We start from the raw sequence: 18905 nt of genomic DNA, 5'->3' as shown, positions 1-18905 counted from the left end.
AAACGCATTGTAGGCCATATGACCTTAGGAATCATTACACTTTCCATAATGTGTTTCAACCAAATGAAGCCCATTATTACAAAGAAGACACAGGCCATCAGCAGCCTGTGTCTTCTTATATGTCAAATTTCACCCAACATCTATGAATTTTGATCGAAACAACCAATCTCTTAGAAGTTCCTACTTACATTCTACGCCCGCATGAGGCGGAATACAGCTCGTACCACTCATAACGGGTAAGTTCAATATTCGTTGCATCACGACAGGCCAGAATACGTTCTGGTCGAATCGAACCAATGACAGGTTGAATCCCTGCTGGATGCTTCATTAACCAAGCCAATACAATAGACTCCGGTGTAACTCCACGCTCCTTAGCCATTCGATCAACTAATTGAGCCGTATGCTCAAGTTCAGGACGCTGTCCCTCAACTACCCTGCCAGTAAATCGCCCCTGAGCAAGGGGACCCCAAGCTTGCAGTTGAATATGCTCTGCCTGACAATATTCCATCGTGCCATAGGGAAACACGTTGTCTCTGGCTTGAGGACGATTTACCGTCACACCAGCCTCTACGAATCCGATTTTGTCCAGACTCATCTCCAGCTGGTTCACAATCAGAGGTACTTTACTATGAAGCTGAAGAAGACGAATCTGTTCAGAACCCATGTTGGACACACCAAAATGGCGCACTTTACCGGAATGATGCAGCTCAGCCAGTGCTTCTCCAATCTCTTGCGGATGGGCAAGTGGGTCAGGACGATGTAACAGCAAAATATCCAGATATCCGATTCCGAGCCGTTCCAGGATACCGTCCACACTCGCCAGGATATGTGCACCTGAGGTGTCATAACGCTGCGGTCCTTCATCATCACCCACAAGACGTATACCGCACTTCGACTGTATAATGATCTGTTCACGCAAACCGGGAGTTTCGGATAAAACTCGTCCCAAGACATGCTCTGCCTTACCACGTGTGTAAATATCCGCCAGGTCAAAGTGATTAATGCCGATTTCAATAGCTGCCTCTACCGCTCGATGACCTTCTACGACAAGATCTGAAGTAATGGGGAACCCATCCCATTCACCCCCAAACCGCATACAGCCAAGAACCATTCGACTTGCCGGAATCTGGTGATGATGCAAAGGAAGTTGTGCGTAAGACATGTCAGCGTTCACCTCATTTTCATTTTTACCAAGCATAATAACCGATTCTCTCTACCATGTCTTCTTCCATCTTCCTCTATTTTCCTGCTCTATCATCCATATGAAGAAAAAACAAGGTTTCAAAAGCTTGTGTATTGAATATATAGAGGGTGCAGGTATTATGCAGGAATATGAGAGGAGATTTTGCATTTGAACCCAAATGAACCAAACGAGTCCTCAAAGCCAGCGTTTTTCACCAAAGAATTCACATACAACCCTTACCCGGTATATGAAATGTTAAGAAAAGAGGAGCCTGTTTTCAGACTCATGTTTCCTCACGGGGAATTCGGCTGGATTATTACGCGATACGAGGATGCAGTCCAGATCCTGAAAGATCCTCGCTTCAGCAAAGATATGGTCCGACGTTACGGCGCTGACAATCAAAGCATCTTCTCCAAAAATATGTTGTTCTCCGATCCGCCGGATCATAAACGTCTTCGGGGACTTGTGCAGAAAGCATTCACACCCAAACTGGTCGCAGACATGCGGAGCCATATTCAGGACATTGCTGATGAACTGCTGGACAACCTCCCGTCACAGGAAAAAATGAATCTGATCGATGACTTTGCCTTCCCGCTGCCCATCATTGTCATTAGTGAAATTCTGGGAGTCCCTCTTCAGGATCGTGACAAATTCCGCATCTGGTCCAATACGATAATTGATGCTTCCATAGCCGAGAGCGCCGAGCTGTTTGAGCAGCATGCCAGAGAGTTTACGGATTACCTGACGGCCTGGTTTGCGAAAGTTCGCCAAGATCCCGGCACTGATCTGATCAGCCAGCTCGTCATTGCGGAAGAATCCGGGCAGCAGTTAACTGAACGAGAACTGCTTGGCGTTGTCTCCTTATTAATTATTGCCGGTCATGAAACAACCGTGAATCTGATCGGAAATGGGATTCTCGCCCTGCTGGAGCATCCGGAGCAACGCGAACTGCTCATCAACCAGCCCGAGCTTATTCACAATGCCATTGAAGAGATGCTTCGCTATAACGGACCGGTGGAGTTCAGCACATCCCGCTGGGCTCTGGAAGATATTGAATTCCGTGGACAACGTATCGCTCAAGGTGATCTTGTCATTGTTGCGCTTGATTCCGCCAACCGGGACGAACAGCAGTTTAAGGATGCTGATATTTTCGATATCACACGCGAGAAGAGTTCGCATCTGGCTTTTGGCAAAGGCATTCATCTCTGCCTGGGAGCACCGCTTGCTCGTCTGGAAGGTGAGATTGCAGTCAGCACACTTCTGAATCGTTTTCCAAATATACAGCTTCAGGCAGATGTGAATGAACTGGAATGGAGACCTGGTATGAATGTTCGTGGTGTCAAGGAAATCCCGGTTCAACTAAAATAATGGCTAAATATGAATAAATGAAAGTGAGGCACCTTACATCATGGAAATGAACACCTTGGTATGGATCGTTTTGCTGCTTCTGATCTTTGTGTTACTGGTCAGAGTCACCAGCCTGCAACGCCAATTAAATGAATTGAAAAGAGATGTCGAGCGTCTGGAGAACGGTTCAACCGACAGCGTCCGATCCGACTTCAATTACACCTTGTCGCCGAAAGAAGCATCTCTTTCCCACACAAGCCAACCAGCCCAAACGGATCTGGATCAGGAACTGCTTACACTGATACAACAAGGGAAAAAAATTATGGCGATCAAACGACTGCGTGAAGCCAGAGGTCTTTCGTTGAAGGAAGCCAAAGACTATGTTGATTCTCTCGATCGGTAATATACAACTCACATAACTCTCGGGGGAAGTTACTCCAGACTTTCGGCTGTTAACACAGACGCAGTAGAAAGTCTGGAATCTTCACCGAGAGTTTACTTTTCAAACGACATATGCTACTGTTATTTCTATATTACTAGAAATAAGAAATAAAGACGAAAGGACCGATCATTATGCAATCAAACTCAAATGAGATTGAACAAGTCGTCAAAATTCATAAAGCACTGGGCGAGCAAACACGCTACAAAATCATTCAGATTTTATCGGGCGAAAGCAACCTGTGTCCTGCTGATCTGGAGAGCCGCCTTGTTACGGTTGCGCTATCAACTCTGTCTCATCATCTGAAACAGCTATCCGATTGCGGCCTGCTCACATCGCAGAAGAAGGGTACGTATATCTACTACAGCCTAAACACGGAGACCGCACAAAAGTTTGTTCCCTATCTACTAAATAAATAAAAAATTTGATTTATATTTCTATATAATTAGAAATATTGAAACAATGTACAATATTTATTAGTAAAACTAGGTCACCTAAGTTTACGCTTATACCAATATTCATTATCTAGGTTGTAGCATTACCATTCGTGCAGATGGGGTGCATTCAGAGCATTCATGTCTGGTTCTATCGTCTTTATTTCTATATTTCTAAAAATATAATAATAATCAGAAAGAGGTTATGTTTCCATGTCTTCTACGCTCAAAATCTATGTTCTTGCCTTGGTCAGTTTCCTTGTAGGAACGTCCGAATATGTCATTGCCGGCATTTTGGATCGCATTGCAGATACCATGAATATCTCTTTAATCGCTGCCGGACAGCTCATTACGATTTTTTCACTCGTATATGCGCTCGGTACACCTGTCATTATTGCACTGACTTCGCGCTGGGACCGTCGCAAGCTGTTGCTATACTTCCTCGGTCTATTCGTTGTGGCTAATGTTCTTGCTTACCTGTTGCCGGGTTATGGACTGTTCGTCGCAGCACGAGTGTTGATGGCTTTAGGCGCGGGCGTTGTTGTTGTCACGGCATTAACGGTTGCTTCCCAAATAGCGGCGGAGGGCAAACAAGCTAGTGCAATCGCCACAGTAATCACTGGATTTACGGCTTCTTTGATCGTTGGCGTTCCGCTCGGAAGGCTTGTAGCTGCATCTTGGGATTGGAAGCTTGTTTTTGCCGGTATCGCCGTTCTTGGAGTTCTCGCCATGCTGGTAATCGCGGCCGCCATTCCGCCTTCCAAAGCAGAAGCGCCTGTTCCGCTGAAGAAACAACTGTCTTTGCTCAAACAGCCACGAATTGTTTTGGCACTGCTGGTGACATTTTTCTGGTTAGGTGGTTATTCCATTGCCTACACGTACATTTCACCTTACCTTGTATCCGTTTCAGGAATGAGCGAAGCACTACTCAGTTCAGCTTTACTCGCATTTGGCATAGCAAGTCTGATCGGTTCAAAAGTTGGAGGATTCAGTGCTGACCGATTGGGTGTCAAACGAACACTGATCACAGGCATGACATTGCATATCGTAAGTCTGGTCCTGTTGAATATAACGGCAAGCTCTCATCTCGCTGTCTTCCTTGTTCTAATTTTGTGGTCTTTTGCCGCCTGGTCTTCGGGTCCAACTCAGCAATATAACCTGGTCACCATGGCTCCGGAATCCTCTGGCATTATGCTAAGTCTGAATAGTTCGGTTATGCAATTAGCCATGGCTGCCGGCGCAGGTATTGGCGGAATCGCGGTCAGCAGCGTTTCATTATCATCCATTACCTGGATTGGCGCTGTCGGGGTTGCTGTTGCCGTCATCATCGTTATAGGCTCGTATCGTTCAGCACCTCTCAAAAGTACACAAACCAATACATCGCACAACGTTGCATGATATGAATTTGTAGTACAAAAAACAAACCAAAAAGAGAGGCACTGTACGTATACAGTGGCCTCTCTTTAACCATTTTAACGGCTATTCTATTACCGATAAGCAGGACTCTTATTGGGCCGTAACTGCACCATCGATCGGATATACTGCACCATTGATATAAGGCGCTTCATCTCCAAGCAGGAAGGAAACCAAGTTCGCGATCTCTTCCGGTCTGCCCAGACGTCCGGATGGAATGCTGTCAACAGTTGCCTTGAACACTTCAGGATTGTCTTTACCGAACTGAATGACCATCGGTGTCTCAATTGTACCTGGGGCAATCGCATTTACACGAATGTTGTCCTTGCCATATTCAATCGCAGCTGTGCGGGTCAAGCCCACTACGCCATGTTTGGTTGCTGCGTAAGGTGCAACTGCGGGTACACCAACAATACCGGCCGTAGAGGCCGTGTTCAGAATGGAACCTCCACCTGTTTTGAGCATTTCAGTAATTACATACTTCAACCCGTAGAATACACTTCTCAGGTTAATATCAATAATCTGGTCAAACTGCTCAATTGTATGTTCGATCAGCTTGATACCAGGACCTGCAATACCTGCATTATTAAAGAACATGTCGATTCGTCCGAACTCTTCGACTGTTTTTTTCACATAATTCTCAACTTCAGGTGCTTTACTTACATCTGCTTGTACAAAAATAGCTTTACTTCCCAGCTTCTCAATCTGCTTAACCGTTTCAAGACCTGTCTCTTCGACAAGATCCACAACGACAATGGATGCACCCTTCTCAGCCAGCTTCAATGCTGCTGCTTGGCCCAATCCACTTCCTGCTCCAGTAATAATGGCTACTTTTCCTGCGTGACTCATGTTGATCTCCTCCATGTGTGTGTGTCATCTTGTGATTGGATCGATGAATACGATATGAAACGTACTTACATGCAATGATGCAATATGTAGGTCAAAAATGGCATAAAACCTTCCTGACTTTACCTATTCTAATAGACTTTCGACATAAAAACAAATCATATAATATGTATTCATACTATATCACCTGTCACATTTTCAGCATTTTTATTGAAGGAGCACACAACTATTACGTCTTGTTGCATGCTCCTCTTTTACATATACAATACTTTTTAAGTCGGTATCTCTACAACTTCAAACGGTGCATATCCGCTTTTTGAAACACTTTAACGCAGCAAATTTGTTTTTGCCAATTCAATAATTTCGTCCCCTCGTCCGTTGAGCACGGCTTTCATCATCCATAAGGTGAATCCTTCCGCCTGTTTGATATCAATCTTCGGAGGTAAGGACAATTCCTGACGATTCACCACCACGTCAATCAACACAGGACCATCATGCTGAAGCGCACGCTGTACAGCTCCTTCGAGTTCATCCGGATCCTCAACCCGAATCCCTTCCATGCCCATGGCTTGAGCAACCATCGCAAAGTTGGGATTGACAAGCTCTGTTCCCGATTCCAGGAATCCGGCAGCTTTCATCTCCAGCTCAACAAAACCGAGTGCTCCGTTATCGAACACCACAACTTTAATCGGCAGATTATGCTGTTTCAATGTCAACAGATCACCCATCAGCATCGTAATACCACCATCACCCGACAACGAGATGACTTGTCTGCCCGGATCAGCGACCTGAGCACCAATTGCCTGTGGCAAAGCGTTTGCCATCGTACCATGACTGAATGAACCGAGCAGCCTGCGATTACGAGACATCTCGATATAACGGGCCGCCCATACTGTCGGAGTTCCGACATCACAGGTGAAAATGGCATTTTCAGCTGCGGCATCACTAATGACCTTGGTCAGGTACTGCGGATGAATGGGCTTTTTACCCGGTTTTCCAACGGCCAGCTCGTCCAGATCTTTGCGTACTTTCACATAACGATCCACACTTTTACGCAGATGTTTGTCACTGTGTTCTTCTGTCAGATAAGGAAGCAAAGTTTCAATGGTCGCTTTCACATCCCCACATACGCCGTAATCCAGCTTCGTGCGCCGACCCAGATGGGAAGATTGAATGTCGACCTGAAGGACTTTCGCATCTTCGGGATAGAATTGGCGATATGGGAAATCCGTTCCCAGCATTAATAATACATCACAGTCCATCATGGCATGATAACCGGATGAATACCCAATTAGACCCGTAAGACCCACGGAATAGGGGTTGTCATACTCCAAATATTCCTTGCCTCGTAGCGCAATAACCATCGGGGATTTCAAGCGATCACAGAGCTGCATAAGGGGTTCCCGAGCGCCCGCGCAGCCTGCACCGCACAACAACGTAATTTTTTTGCCTTGATTCAGATACTCCGCCAGTTTAACGAGTTCCGGCTCAGAAGGATGTACCACGGGGTTGGTTGCGTGATACACATGCTCAGGTACAGGAAGATCCGCTGCTTCAAGTCCTGCTACATCCCCCGGCAATACAACGACGGACACACCCGAACGTGCAACTGCTGTCTGAATGGCCATCGTCAGAGAACGCGGCATCTGTTTGGCTGTTGTAATGACTTCACAATAATGACTACATTCCTGAAACAGATACTCCGGATGGGTCGCCTGAAAATATTCACTGCCAATCTCGTCACTTGGGATATGTGCAGCGATAGCGAGTACAGGAACACGATTGCGGTGACAGTCATACAGACCATTAATCAGATGCATATTACCAGGACCACTGCTACCTGCGCAGACAGCGATACTTCCACTGACCTCAGCGTCCGCCCCAGCAGCAAATGCAGCTACTTCTTCATGTCGTACATGAATCCATTCAATCTTCCCAGAACGACGAATGGAGTCGAGTACCGCATTCAAGGAGTCTCCAACAATGCCATATATACGTTTGATGCCAGCGTTCAATAAGGATTCAACCAGAACGTCCGCGACTGTTTTTTTCATAAGTGATGGGTCTCCTTTAATTGCTCATTTTGATTATGTTTCCACTCGGTTAATATACCTATTCTTATACCCCAATCTTCTGAAACCCGAACCAACTCAATATGTATGTCTGGATATATGAAACAAAAATACCCCCTTGAACCGTTATTTCATTGTTAGCAAAATGCCAAAAAATCCGCTTGTCGAATGACAAACGGATTACGGTTAAACTACGTTTATTGTTATTTCATGTGAATTCCCAAATCCAAATCAGACACTAGATAGCAGGCATCACATTGCCACCACTTACCGGGATATAGGCACCTGTGATAAATGAGGACAGATCCGAAGCGAGAAAAGCTACCGCATTGGCGATTTCCTGATCTTCACCCCTGCGCTTCAGCGGCACGGTACGCGTATATGCCTCATCATGTCCAGGCTCACTGGACCGATCACGTTCGCTAATTGTCCATCCAGGTGCAACCTGGTTTACGGTAATCTGATACTCACCAACCTCCTTGGCAAGCACGCGATATACACCATCCATTCCACGCTTACCAGCGGTCTAGGCCGATTGGTGAGCGAAATTTTGCATCGCACATTCCGTATTGATACCAATGAACCGACCGGCTCTGATATCTTGCATATGTGGAATGAAAGCTTTGGCAAGATACACACTCTGCATGACACAGGATTCGAACTGGCTCAAGTAATCTTCAGGAGACTGTTCCAACACCGTTGTCCATTCATATTGAATGACTGCATTGGCAACAATGATATCCACTCCACCGAGGACAGGCTGAATTTCATCACGCATCCGAAATGCTGTATCCTGCTTTGTAATATCCCCCTGTACAATTACAGCCTTACGATCGAGTGCTTCAATCTCACCTTGAAGCTCCCGAGCCTTGGTATCATTATTTATGTAATGTAGAGCCAGATTGGCGCCACAGGCTGCCAACGTGCGGGCGATGACTCTCCCCAGCTGTCCGGTTGCGCCTGTAACCAGAGCCGTTTTTCCTGAGAGATCCAATTGCATAACAGTGAAAACCTCCTTGTATTCGTTTGTTCGAAAACGATTTCGTAAATATGTTATTTTTGTTCATTAATGACGCGTTATTCAGAGAGATATACAGCATTGTTCAATGCTGTATATGGTAGTTCAACTTTTTCCCTATATGTGGAGACTATTAATTATGATGTTGAATAAGATCAATTTCCTGGAAGCGACTGACTTCCTTTTCCCAACGCTCTTCTACATATTGACGGTGAACCGGGTGATTGTTGTATGCATCATACGCAACCTGATCCGCAAAAACCATCGAGAAACTGTAGTCAAACTCATTCTTCTCACTTACCTGTCTCAGAACCTGAAATTGCTCTACCCCAGGAATGACAGCCAGTGCATCCGAACTTTCCTTCAAAAAGGCTTCGGCCTCCGGTGTATCTTTACCCGCGTAAAGTGTAAACGTTACCATATGTGTGATGCTGCTCATCTCTATTTCCTCCTCCAATATGTTCGTACTCGTTTCCTAGTGTACATCCGAATGTGTTGTAAGCGCAATAATTGGTTGAATTAATTTTTAATGTACACAAAAAAACCTCAGGACAAATCCCGAGGTTTTTTTGTAATGTATGGACAAACTTATTTGGTGATGTTGTATTTACGGTTAAATTTATCAACACGGCCACCGATATCCACGTTTCTTTGTTTACCAGTGAAGAATGGGTGGGATGCGGAACTAGTGTCCACACGGATTACTGGGTAAGAGTTACCGTCTTCCCATTCCATAGTTTCGTTAGAGAACTTCGTGGAAGAACTCAGGAATTTGAAATCAGCACTTGCATCGTAAAAAATTACGAGTTGTGTCTTTGGATGGATGTCAACTTTTGGCATAATCTATTTACACTCCTTTAATATGGGTACTTCTTTAGAATCAAACTACATTTTATTATACTCTTTTTTTGGACAAAGTACCAGCAGGTTTTGAGGAATAGCTAAAAAAAATATGATATCTGTGATTTTGCACCTAATCAGGTGTCACGCCGTCCCTTTCTCCAGTACATTCAACATGTACTCCAAAGCCTCCAGTTCATCCCTGCCTCTTGTCTGTAATCTGACAACACTACCATATCGAATGGGTAGTAACGCCATTCCAAGCAGGCTTTTGACATCTACACGATGCTCATGCTCAGACTCCATATACGACAAAATAATATCCGAGGAAAAACGTGACGCTTGAGAAGATACCGACATCAAATCATCCCGATGAAAATCAGCGTGTATCATAAATTCATGTACTCTCACAACCTTCAGTTCCTTTCGCTAAGTACTTATTCACCAATATGGTGTGTATCCATTTATATATTAAAATCTTCATGAATTATACCATGTTATGGGAGCTTGACCCATACTTTTTTTGCAAAAAAAACAAAAAAAGAGTCCTATACCGCAGGACTCTTCCAGGTTGTTCTTACATACCGTTCGGATATACCATGACCTTCAGACTGCCGCTCTTATTGTGTAATGCGCGCTCCATCGCTTGCTGTGTCTCTTCGAGTGAATAACGATCTGTAATCAGGGACATCACGTCATGCTGGCCGGAGCTCAGGAACTCAATTCCTGCCGGATACGTATTGGCATAACGGAATATGCCATAGATATCAACTTCATTGTCCGCAATAAATGGAACATTGAGTGCGATCTCGTCCTGTGCAGGCAGGCCCACAATCGCAAGTTTTCCTCCACGTCGAAGTGAATACAGAGCAGATTGTAGCGCCTTTGGATTCCCCGCTGTTTCCCATGCAGTATCAACACCCACACCACCTGTTAACTCGCGAATCACAGCCAGTGCATCTTCATTCCGCACATTAATGGTATGAGTGGCACCCATGCGGCGAGCTGCTTCCAGCCTAACTTCCTCCAGATCCGTTACAATGATCTTCTCTACACCGAAAGATTTGGCAGCAGCCACGGCCATGAGTCCAACGGGACCCATGCCCATAATCGCCAGGGTTGTACCCGGAGCCAACTTGCTACGGCGTGCAGCGTGAATACCAACAGAGAATGGCTCGTTCATAGCTGCTTCCTCATAAGACAGGTGATCCGGGATCGGGAATACCATATCTTCACGTATCATCATGTATTGTACAAATGCCCCATCCACCGGAGGGGTCGCTAGAAATTGTACATCCGGACACAGGTTATAACGACCTTCCTTGCATGCCGAGCAACGTCCGCAAGTCACCCCAGGCTCAATAGCAACCCGATCCCCTGTTTTCAGACGTGATACGTTCGAGCCGACAGCAGCAATGATCCCCGCACACTCATGACCCAGAATGATCGGTTTCTCCACCACAAATCTGCCAATGCGTCCATGTTCAAAATAATGCACATCCGAGCCACACACCCCGACGGCCATTACCTGGATTAACACCTCATCCGCTGCCGGTTGCGGGACGGGTTGTTCCTCAATAATAATGTGTCCTGGCTCTGTCATGATAGCAGCTTTCATGGTCTCGGGCAGTTGATATTGTCCCATACGGTTCTCCTCCTCATGTATGTCCATGCTGTCTATTGTACATCAAAGAAAACAAGGTATCTTCTTTCTTCCTAATTACCAATCAATAGATTGTTCGACCTTGTTCATCCGCTATGCCGCTCTTGCGATAGAAGTACGTATTGATCATGTCCCGCCATTCCTTGGCATGTTCGGCCTGGTTGTCCTGTAATGAAGCAACTTTACTGAAAATAACCGGGTCGATTTTGCCCTCCAGCCCTCTCCATGTCTCGGCTAACGCCTGCGCCTGCGCAACACCTTCAAAGTGTGTATCATAAATATGCTGAATGACCGTTTTACCCGAATGCAGAACATGTGTGTACGGCACGTGATGGAAAAATAAGATCAGCTCATCCGGACAGGTGTCTACAGACTCATAGCGATCAGCATTCTCAGGGTGATACTGTGAAGTGTATCCTGTACCGCTGTTCACGGTTCGATCTACACCAATGCCATGACAATCGGCAAAGTGATACGTTCCCCATTTGGAATACTCGTATCCATCTACATTCGGCCCGTAATGATGTTCCGGATTAACCATCCAACCCACACCGAGAGGCGCAGTATAATTCTCATAGATATCTAGTGAATTCAAAAGCATGCCCGTAACCTGCCGCACAACTTCGTCTTCATGTCCAAATGTGAGTCTCACCCACTCATCAGCAATCTCTTCCGCGGACAGCTCCGGGTTCCACGCAAGTCTTCCATATCCATATAGATTCGCCTGCGCGAGTGGATGTCCTGTCCAACAGGCATCTGCACCAATATTGGATACTGCGGCGAAGCCACTGTATGGTCGTTTATACAGAGAACCGTCCGCGATTCGCTTGATCTCTGAACCTTCGCCTTTGGCGTATGTGTCAAAGTCTAATACTTCTTTCCACTGGGGAACCAGATAACAGAGATGACGTTGTTGCCCGGTATACTCCTGTGTAATCTGAAATTCAATCACCTGATTTGTATTTTCCATGGCGCCGAACAGCGGGGATACTGCCTCTCTCACCTGAAAGTCCATCGGCCCGTTTTTGATTTGCAAAATGACATTTTCGGCAAAACGCCCGTCCAGCGGCGTAAAGTGGTCATAGGCTGCACGTGCACGGTCAGTGGAACGATCCCGCCAGTCCTGCTTGCAGTTATAGACAAAGCAACGCCAGATGACCAATCCACCGAATGGCCGAAGGGCTTCAGCCAGCATGTTCGCACCATCGGCATGATCACGGTTATACGTGAATGGTCCCGGACGATTCTCGGAGTCTGCCTTGATCAGGTAACCGCCAAAATCCGGAATCGCTGCGTACACCTTGGCCGTTTGAATGTTCCACCATTCCCGTACCTGCGCATCCAGCGGATCAGCCGTACGCAAACCACCAATCTCAATTGGACTTGCGTAGTTGGCGCTCAGGAACAATCGAATGCCATACGCTCTGAATTCAGCGGCAACCTTCGCCACATCACTAAGATAACGTTCCGTCAGAAACAGACTCTCACGGCGGTGTACATTGACGTTGTTGATCGATATGGCATTGATTCCCGTGGAAGCGAGCAAACGTGCGTAATCCCGGATGCGTCCCAAGTCCAGCGTGAATTCCCCGTTATCATAGAAAATGGATTCTCCTGCGTAACCCCGTTCAATGCTGCCGTCCACATTATCCCACTGATTAATCATTCGTAGTGCATTGGTAGGCTGCTCTATAATGAAGCTCCACTTACTCACAGCGTCATCCGCCTTACTTGCAATTCCTTGATCCATTGTCAGTTCCCGAAGCAGATGGAATGCACCATACAACACACCTTGAGGAGTCTCTGAACCAATGACCAGTACACCCTCGGTCTCGTTCTCACGAATGATGTACCCTTCTCCTTGAACAGTTGAACGCTCTGTCTCACTGAACGACCCAGCCACGGAATCGCTCCCTGTCCAAGTGCCGATTCGTATTGCGGGAGCGGAAGCGAGATTGTCCCGTTCATTTTCCTGAGCATCAGACAGATGACTGACCGACGGTTTCACGCCATATAACCTCTCCAGTCCCCGTGAAAGTTCGGTCAGAGCTGTTGTGATCACTCCATGGTTCTCTTCCGCCAGTATAAGTTTGCTCCATGCAGGAGCCGTCTTTTTGGTAAACTCATTCGCTCTTGGCAATTCAGAGTGATACCCCAGCCACGCATCGTACTGTGGACCCGACAAAGCAGATTGAACGACGGATTGGCTCATTGTACCGCCTCCTTGCTGGCATAGATCTGCCCAAGGTGATTCCCTTTTCCTTCGAGTAGCCATAGAATCGACGTTACACCACGCGGATAGTACTTGCTGCCAACCGCCACACCAGACAGGATCTGATCACTCCAGCACCAGTAGGATTCCTCCGGATGCAGCAGCCAGTTGACATGAGCCGCGTCTGCAGCCTTGCCTGTCTCATTCCATTCCACACCCAGCAGCTCTCTAGCGATAAACTGGGACAGATAGATTTTGCTCAGCCACGAGTTATTGCTTGTTGAGGACAGTTTCCAGCCCCCATCTTCGAACAGACATGTTCCCGGTACAAGAACCGTCTTCAGATGAGTTTGGAGTGCTTTCAGATAAGGTCCAAAACGACCATTGACATCCAGTGCTGCTTCACAGCCTGTAAAGTACGGGAACACCAAACCTTCAATCGCCGGAATGATTCGAGAATCATTATTTTCTGCAATAACAGCTGGAATGTAGCCGCCATCAGTCAACTGTGCAGCGATACTGGCAGCACAGCGATCGGCTTGAAGCCCTGCTTGATGGGACAGATCGGCCAACTTCTCAGTTGCGAACAGCTTCTCCAATGCAACATAGACCGCCCAACATTTACCCGCCAGATAGATATTATTGCGAGACTGACCAAGTGACACATCCAGGCTGTCGTAAGTTGTAATCTCCGCTCCACCTTGGGTACGACTGCTATCCAGACCCATCAGACCGTTACGCTGCTCTGCGTCGGGATGGTCACGATTAAGCATGCTTTCGAAGCAATCCTCGATAACAGGCAACATGTTTTTCACAAAAGCTTGATCCTGTGTCTGTTCAATGTATACTGTCGCGCAGCAGAGCCAGTTCACCAGCTCCTCGTGGCTCATCTGTGAGAAACAGTCGTCAATGCCAACCAACTCATATGCCGAGTGTCCAGGGCGTGAGAACACATTGGCAACACCAATATCATGGGTAAAGGTAATTCCGCCCGGATATAACTTCTCTTCCCCCGGGAAACGAACCTGATCCGTATAACTGTATCGTTTCACAAACCACTCCAGCTCATTACGCACCGTCCATGGATTCAAGGCAAGCTCGAAGTACAACTGATCAGCCGTCAGATCAAGTGTGTTCATCATCCGATACTCCCCTTCGTTCACCACCCAGAGTGGCTCACCATCGGCATCCAGCAGTTGAGTACTCGCATAATAGCTGTGAATGGAATGAGCAAGCATGAATGATTGATCTTCGGTCAAAGCAGCCGATCCAAGGCGCTGTTCAACCTCTCCACAGGATGCGGTCAACTCACTGAAGCGTTGTAGTGCATACTCTCCTGCTGCCTGAATATCGGAGAAATAGTGCGTATACCAATACGTTGTGTCCATGCCGGTCGTCACAATGCCCCCGCGATAGAAACATACTGCAAATTGATACGTACGTTTCTCTCCAGCCGGCACCTCCATCAGTAGTGCAGCGGTTGAGCCAAGTCCAAATGCCAGATTCTCCCGATGTTTCTCCTGCAACAGTTTCTCCAGCGTAAATCCGCGTGCGGGCCACAGTCCATCATCTGCTGACATAATCGCTGTAAGTCGACCTTGTCCCACACCTGTGATGGAGCCACCTTCCGGTCCCCCAATCAGACGCATCGCAGAGTACGGATCATTGCCCTGATAGCCAAAGTAGGCTTTGCGGGGTTGTTGACCTGCCGTATTGTCAATCGTCATCTCAACCAATACGGCAGGTACGAGTGCATCCATTAATTCTTCACGATCCCCATTCGTTGGATCAGGTACTGGACGTACAGGCGAGTAGATACGGAACGTCAGATCTCCAGCAGTCCACGTATCCGTACCTGAGGTAAATTCACGTGTAATATCTTCATCGCGAAAAGCCGTAATAAGAGGTTGTGGAGCTTTGGTCGCGTTTGTCGACGCCGGGTCCCCATTCTCCAACTTCTCTACATCATAGCGGCTGCTCTCATCCTCGGAAGCTTCATAAAAAGGAAGTGCCTGATAATTGTCGCCATCGCGAGATTGTAATCCAATATATACATTCTGGTCAGCCGGCTTGCCGAGTTCAAGACCCAGCCCGCCTTTGGCTCCTTTGTAACCCAGTGTAAAACTCGCAAAAGCACCAATCGGTGCGTGATGTGCATTATAAAAGATGGATTTGGACGTATTCATGAATCATAACCCCTCTCAGAATGGTTGCATACGTTTTCATTAGCCCCATCCTAACACGTGGTTCCACCTCCGACCATGATCAAATCAATCGGATATTTACCCAAATCAAGCTGATAGACTATAATAGATTAAAGCGGTTACAAAAAAAAACATTCCATTTGATATACGTGCGTAATCAAAATCACATTTTTTGAACAATCTCTTATGAAGGAGGATCTTCCATGTCTTCAACGTATTTGCCTCCTACTTTGGGAGAAAGTGTCCATGAAGTTTTTTATCCAGATGTGCAAACAACGGTCAATCTGTTCGCCATTCATTTACGAAGTGTAGGTGTGGACTGGGATTATCCGGCACATGAGCACCCTCAATATGAATTGAATTATGTCACGGAAGGCGAGCAACGCATGATGGTGAATGGTACCCTATACATTCAAAAGGCTGGCGAACTGCTCCTGATTCCTCCGGGAAGCATTCATTCCAGCCAGAGCCATAACGGCAAGGGATTCACGTATTTTTGCATGCATTTTGACATTGATGATCAGTTGTTCTTATCGTTGCTGGCGCGCATCAAACAAGTGCGATTCAGTGCGGATAGTCCGGTTACACAGCAGATTGAGCCGGTTCTGCGCAAATTGATGTCATCTGCGGATGATGAAACAGCAAATACGATGGTACAGCGTATGCAGCTTCAATCTGCGGTATTTGAACTATTTGGCCATCTGTGGGAGGCGGTCTCGAAAGAGGCAGCTCACTGGTTTACCGACGGACACGAGAAGATCGAACTCGCCCACCAGATTCGTAATCGGTTGCAAGGCCTGATGAGTCAGCAATTCAAACAGGGACACGAGTCCAACGGTCACTATGGCATTGATGATATTGCAGCAGAGCTGGGCATCAGTTCTTCTCACTGTAATCGCGTGTTCAAGCAGGTGTTTGGTCAGTCTCCTCGTGCTGTATTATCCCAGTTGGTTTTGCATGAAGCGAAGCTTCTTCTGGGCAATCCGAAGCTGTCCGTTCAGAATATTGCCGTCATGCTTGGTTATAAGGATATTGCCCATTTCAGTCGTCAATTCAAGCGCTGGTCCGGCATGTCACCCTCCCGTTACCGACAGGAACAGCCTGCTCTGGAATAGGTCCAGTAGCAGGCTGTCGGGCTTGATTCAACTTTTTCATAATTCGATTCAAGATGTTCTCTGTATTTAATATGAAGTGTTATTTCAACAAACGCTTAATCAGCTTCAGCTTGTTATCATACGGTGGATACAGAATCGGCAGATTCAACTTGGTGCTTTTTTTCAGTACACTTTTGAGATGAGAGAAGGTTTCGAAACTGTACTGCCCATGATACGAGCCAACACCAGAATGACCAACACCGCCAAACGGCAGACGTGGATTCGCTACATGAGTGATGGTATCGTTAATGCAGCCGCCTCCAAAAGAAACTTCACGCAGCACTTTGTCCTGAACCCGGGTGTCGGAAGTAAACAGATACAAGGCGAGTGGTTTCGGCCGCTTTACGATTTCTACAATGGCTTCATCCAGGTTACGATAACTAATGATTGGCAAAATGGGTCCAAAAATCTCATCTTCCATCGTTGCTGCATCCCAGGACTCCGCATCAATTAAAGTAGGTTCAATGAAGCGATCTTCCTCATCCGAAGCTCCCCCATATATCACTTTGGCCTGATCCCGCTCAATCAAAGTCGTCAGACGTTTAAAATGTCCCTTGTTCACGATTCGCCCATAGTCCTTGTTGTGCTGGATATCTGAACCAAAGAAAGACACGATTGCTGCCTTCATCTCTGTAATTAACGGTTCCTTCACGCGCTCATGCACAAGTAAATAATCGGGTGCGATACAGGTCTGTCCTGTATTGAGCAGTTTGCCCCATATAATGCGCTCAGCTGCTACTTTGATATCCGCCTGTTCATCCACGATGACAGGGCTCTTGCCTCCAAGTTCTAAAGTAACGGGAACGAGATTTTTGGCAGCTGCCTCCATCACAATCTTGCCTACCGGTACACTGCCTGTAAAAAAGATATAGTCGAATGGCGCGTTAATCAGCGCTGTTGTTGTATCTTTTGCACCATCGAGCACTTGTACGTATGCCGGTTCGAACACACTCGCAATCATTTCACGTACAACAGCGGACACCGCAGGTGTATTCTCTGACGCTTTGAGCACGGCTGTATTACCTGCTGCAATAGCACCAACCAATGGTTCGATTAAGAGTTGAAAAGGATAATTAAACGGTCCGATAATCAGAACCGCCCCGTAGGGTTCGGGTATGATATAACTTTTCGAACCCAGGAGCGCCATTTGCGTTTTCACTTTAACGGGTTTCACCCATTTATTCACTTTACGAATGGTGTGTGTGATGCTATCCATCATAAATCCGATCTCGGTTGTGTAGGATTCGAACTCACTTTTGCCCAAATCCTGATACAGAGCTTCTGTCAGTCTGGATTCGTACTTTTGAATAGCCTGCTTCAGTTGGGTCAGACGTGCAATTCGAGCTTCTGCCGATCTTGTTGCCCCGGAACGAAAGAACTGTCGTTGCTGCTCCAAAATCTGTTCAACTTCCTGACTGGTTACTTCCTGTATAGTCGTTGTCATATATACAGACTCCTCTATTCATTATTGATCAAGCGTTTAAACTTACGAACCTATAAGACACATGCAAAAGCATGTTTTATCACTATTAATCTACAGACACTCTTCTTCCAAAGCAGCTACCAGTTCCTTCAGCAGTTCCACCGATGCATTCAATGAAGCCGAATAATAGCGCTGTGTGCCCTTCTGCTCCACAGATATAAGCCCTTTCTCTAACAACAGCTTGAGATGATGAGATATGGCTGGCCGGGATAGGCTGGATTGTTCGGTAATTTCATTCACCGTCATTCTGCCCTTCTCGGTAAGTGTCAGCAAAATGGATTGACGATGGTTGTCACTTAAGACCTGAAATAACGGAATACAGGTTTGAAAAACGCTAATTGCTTTTTGTCCCATGCTTTCACCTCTATACTATTTCTTCTTCATTATTTCTACGTATATTTCTCTGTTTGATGTCTGTTGGTTTAAACATTCGAACCTAATGATTGAATTGTACTCTTTAATCACTTGAACTGCAAGTGAACCATCAACTAAATTTAATATAATGTCTTATAAAGCGCTTCCATACTACCATACAAGTATGGTAGTATGTCATTGAAGGAGTTGAAGTTGTGGAATATACCCCAAAGTTATCATCCA

16 protein-coding genes and 1 pseudogene are annotated in these 18905 nt (G+C 46.3%); 5 read left to right on the top strand and 12 right to left on the bottom strand.

What is annotated here, in order from left to right; genetic code table 11:
- Positions 1 to 184: 184 nt before the first annotated feature.
- Positions 185 to 1162, bottom strand: a complete 978-nt coding sequence (locus tag MHB71_RS08145) for an aldo/keto reductase (protein WP_340029263.1) — start codon at positions 1160 to 1162, stop codon at positions 185 to 187.
- A 189-nt stretch (positions 1163 to 1351) separates the two neighbouring features.
- On the opposite strand from MHB71_RS08145, the gene MHB71_RS08140 reads away from it, so the two are divergent.
- From MHB71_RS08140 to MHB71_RS08125, 4 genes are all read left to right on the top strand, one after another.
- Entirely contained in the window at positions 1352 to 2551 is a 1200-nt protein-coding gene (locus tag MHB71_RS08140; RefSeq protein ID WP_340029262.1) for a cytochrome P450, read from the top strand.
- Between the two features lie 40 nt (positions 2552 to 2591).
- Complete coding sequence (locus MHB71_RS08135) at positions 2592 to 2933, top strand: ribosomal protein L7/L12 (RefSeq protein ID WP_036673706.1); 342 nt, start codon at positions 2592 to 2594, stop codon at positions 2931 to 2933.
- A 170-nt stretch (positions 2934 to 3103) separates the two neighbouring features.
- A complete protein-coding gene (locus MHB71_RS08130) occupies positions 3104 to 3388 on the top strand; it encodes a metalloregulator ArsR/SmtB family transcription factor (protein WP_036613842.1) in 285 nt (94 codons plus the stop codon).
- A gap of 228 nt (positions 3389 to 3616) precedes the next feature.
- A complete protein-coding gene (locus tag MHB71_RS08125; RefSeq protein WP_338706193.1) occupies positions 3617 to 4801 on the top strand; it encodes an MFS transporter in 1185 nt (394 codons plus the stop codon).
- Between the two features lie 108 nt (positions 4802 to 4909).
- On the opposite strand, the gene MHB71_RS08120 is transcribed toward MHB71_RS08125, so the two are convergent.
- The 9 genes and pseudogenes from MHB71_RS08120 to MHB71_RS08080 all read right to left on the bottom strand — a co-directional run bounded on the left by MHB71_RS08120 (position 4910) and on the right by MHB71_RS08080 (position 15653).
- A complete protein-coding gene (locus tag MHB71_RS08120) occupies positions 4910 to 5665 on the bottom strand; it encodes a glucose 1-dehydrogenase (RefSeq protein WP_076250445.1) in 756 nt (251 codons plus the stop codon).
- A gap of 323 nt (positions 5666 to 5988) precedes the next feature.
- Entirely contained in the window at positions 5989 to 7716 is a 1728-nt protein-coding gene (gene poxB, locus MHB71_RS08115) for a ubiquinone-dependent pyruvate dehydrogenase (protein ID WP_340029261.1), read from the bottom strand.
- A 256-nt stretch (positions 7717 to 7972) separates the two neighbouring features.
- Positions 7973 to 8734, bottom strand: a pseudogene (locus MHB71_RS08110) (SDR family oxidoreductase).
- Positions 8735 to 8885: 151 nt separating this feature from the next.
- Positions 8886 to 9191, bottom strand: a complete 306-nt coding sequence (locus MHB71_RS08105) for a Dabb family protein (RefSeq protein WP_340029260.1) — start codon at positions 9189 to 9191, stop codon at positions 8886 to 8888.
- A 149-nt stretch (positions 9192 to 9340) separates the two neighbouring features.
- On the bottom strand, positions 9341 to 9592 hold the full coding sequence (locus MHB71_RS08100) for a type B 50S ribosomal protein L31 (RefSeq protein WP_036613829.1): 252 nt from the start codon (positions 9590 to 9592) through the stop codon (positions 9341 to 9343).
- 144 nt (positions 9593 to 9736) lie between these two features.
- Complete coding sequence (locus tag MHB71_RS08095) at positions 9737 to 10003, bottom strand: HPr family phosphocarrier protein (RefSeq protein ID WP_026081056.1); 267 nt, start codon at positions 10001 to 10003, stop codon at positions 9737 to 9739.
- Between the two features lie 166 nt (positions 10004 to 10169).
- Entirely contained in the window at positions 10170 to 11237 is a 1068-nt protein-coding gene (locus MHB71_RS08090; RefSeq protein WP_340029259.1) for an NAD(P)-dependent alcohol dehydrogenase, read from the bottom strand.
- A gap of 82 nt (positions 11238 to 11319) precedes the next feature.
- A complete protein-coding gene (locus tag MHB71_RS08085; RefSeq protein WP_340029258.1) occupies positions 11320 to 13467 on the bottom strand; it encodes an alpha-glucuronidase family glycosyl hydrolase in 2148 nt (715 codons plus the stop codon).
- Positions 13464 to 15653, bottom strand: a complete 2190-nt coding sequence (locus MHB71_RS08080) for a glycoside hydrolase family 52 protein (RefSeq protein WP_340029257.1) — start codon at positions 15651 to 15653, stop codon at positions 13464 to 13466. Before MHB71_RS08080 ends, MHB71_RS08085 begins: the two co-directional genes overlap by 4 nt.
- Before the next feature lie 221 nt (positions 15654 to 15874).
- Between MHB71_RS08080 and MHB71_RS08075 the strand changes: the two genes are divergently transcribed.
- Positions 15875 to 16786: an AraC family transcriptional regulator gene (locus tag MHB71_RS08075; protein WP_340029256.1), complete on the top strand. Its 912-nt coding sequence runs from the start codon at positions 15875 to 15877 to the stop codon at positions 16784 to 16786.
- A gap of 79 nt (positions 16787 to 16865) precedes the next feature.
- On the opposite strand, the gene MHB71_RS08070 is transcribed toward MHB71_RS08075, so the two are convergent.
- Both MHB71_RS08070 and MHB71_RS08065 read right to left on the bottom strand, forming a co-directional pair.
- On the bottom strand, positions 16866 to 18269 hold the full coding sequence (locus MHB71_RS08070; protein WP_074095359.1) for an aldehyde dehydrogenase: 1404 nt from the start codon (positions 18267 to 18269) through the stop codon (positions 16866 to 16868).
- Between the two features lie 90 nt (positions 18270 to 18359).
- Positions 18360 to 18662 carry a metalloregulator ArsR/SmtB family transcription factor gene (locus tag MHB71_RS08065; RefSeq protein WP_017688208.1) on the bottom strand — a complete coding sequence of 101 codons (303 nt, stop codon included), beginning with the start codon at positions 18660 to 18662 and terminating at the stop codon, positions 18360 to 18362.
- Between the last annotated feature and the right edge of the window lie 243 nt (positions 18663 to 18905).

The sequence above is a fragment of the Paenibacillus sp. FSL H7-0940 genome (assembly GCF_037979415.1).
Taxonomy (GTDB): domain Bacteria; phylum Bacillota; class Bacilli; order Paenibacillales; family Paenibacillaceae; genus Paenibacillus; species Paenibacillus amylolyticus.
This window is presented reverse-complemented; position numbering and strand designations above follow the sequence as displayed.

What these genes read in the sequence shown, in the direction of transcription:
- MHB71_RS08145 (WP_340029263.1), bottom strand. Translation starts at nt 1,162, where the DNA reads ATGTCTTACGCACAACTTCCTTTGCATCATCACCAGATTCCGGCAAGT.
- MHB71_RS08135 (WP_036673706.1), top strand. Translation starts at nt 2,592, where the DNA reads ATGGAAATGAACACCTTGGTATGGATCGTTTTGCTGCTTCTGATCTTT.
- MHB71_RS08130 (WP_036613842.1), top strand. Translation starts at nt 3,104, where the DNA reads ATGCAATCAAACTCAAATGAGATTGAACAAGTCGTCAAAATTCATAAA.
- MHB71_RS08125 (WP_338706193.1), top strand. Translation starts at nt 3,617, where the DNA reads ATGTCTTCTACGCTCAAAATCTATGTTCTTGCCTTGGTCAGTTTCCTT.
- MHB71_RS08120 (WP_076250445.1), bottom strand. Translation starts at nt 5,665, where the DNA reads ATGAGTCACGCAGGAAAAGTAGCCATTATTACTGGAGCAGGAAGTGGA.
- poxB (WP_340029261.1), bottom strand. Translation starts at nt 7,716, where the DNA reads ATGAAAAAAACAGTCGCGGACGTTCTGGTTGAATCCTTATTGAACGCT.
- MHB71_RS08105 (WP_340029260.1), bottom strand. Translation starts at nt 9,191, where the DNA reads ATGAGCAGCATCACACATATGGTAACGTTTACACTTTACGCGGGTAAA.
- MHB71_RS08100 (WP_036613829.1), bottom strand. Translation starts at nt 9,592, where the DNA reads ATGCCAAAAGTTGACATCCATCCAAAGACACAACTCGTAATTTTTTAC.
- MHB71_RS08090 (WP_340029259.1), bottom strand. Translation starts at nt 11,237, where the DNA reads ATGGGACAATATCAACTGCCCGAGACCATGAAAGCTGCTATCATGACA.
- MHB71_RS08085 (WP_340029258.1), bottom strand. Translation starts at nt 13,467, where the DNA reads ATGAGCCAATCCGTCGTTCAATCTGCTTTGTCGGGTCCACAGTACGAT.
- MHB71_RS08080 (WP_340029257.1), bottom strand. Translation starts at nt 15,653, where the DNA reads ATGAATACGTCCAAATCCATCTTTTATAATGCACATCACGCACCGATT.
- MHB71_RS08075 (WP_340029256.1), top strand. Translation starts at nt 15,875, where the DNA reads ATGTCTTCAACGTATTTGCCTCCTACTTTGGGAGAAAGTGTCCATGAA.
- MHB71_RS08070 (WP_074095359.1), bottom strand. Translation starts at nt 18,269, where the DNA reads ATGACAACGACTATACAGGAAGTAACCAGTCAGGAAGTTGAACAGATT.
- MHB71_RS08065 (WP_017688208.1), bottom strand. Translation starts at nt 18,662, where the DNA reads ATGGGACAAAAAGCAATTAGCGTTTTTCAAACCTGTATTCCGTTATTT.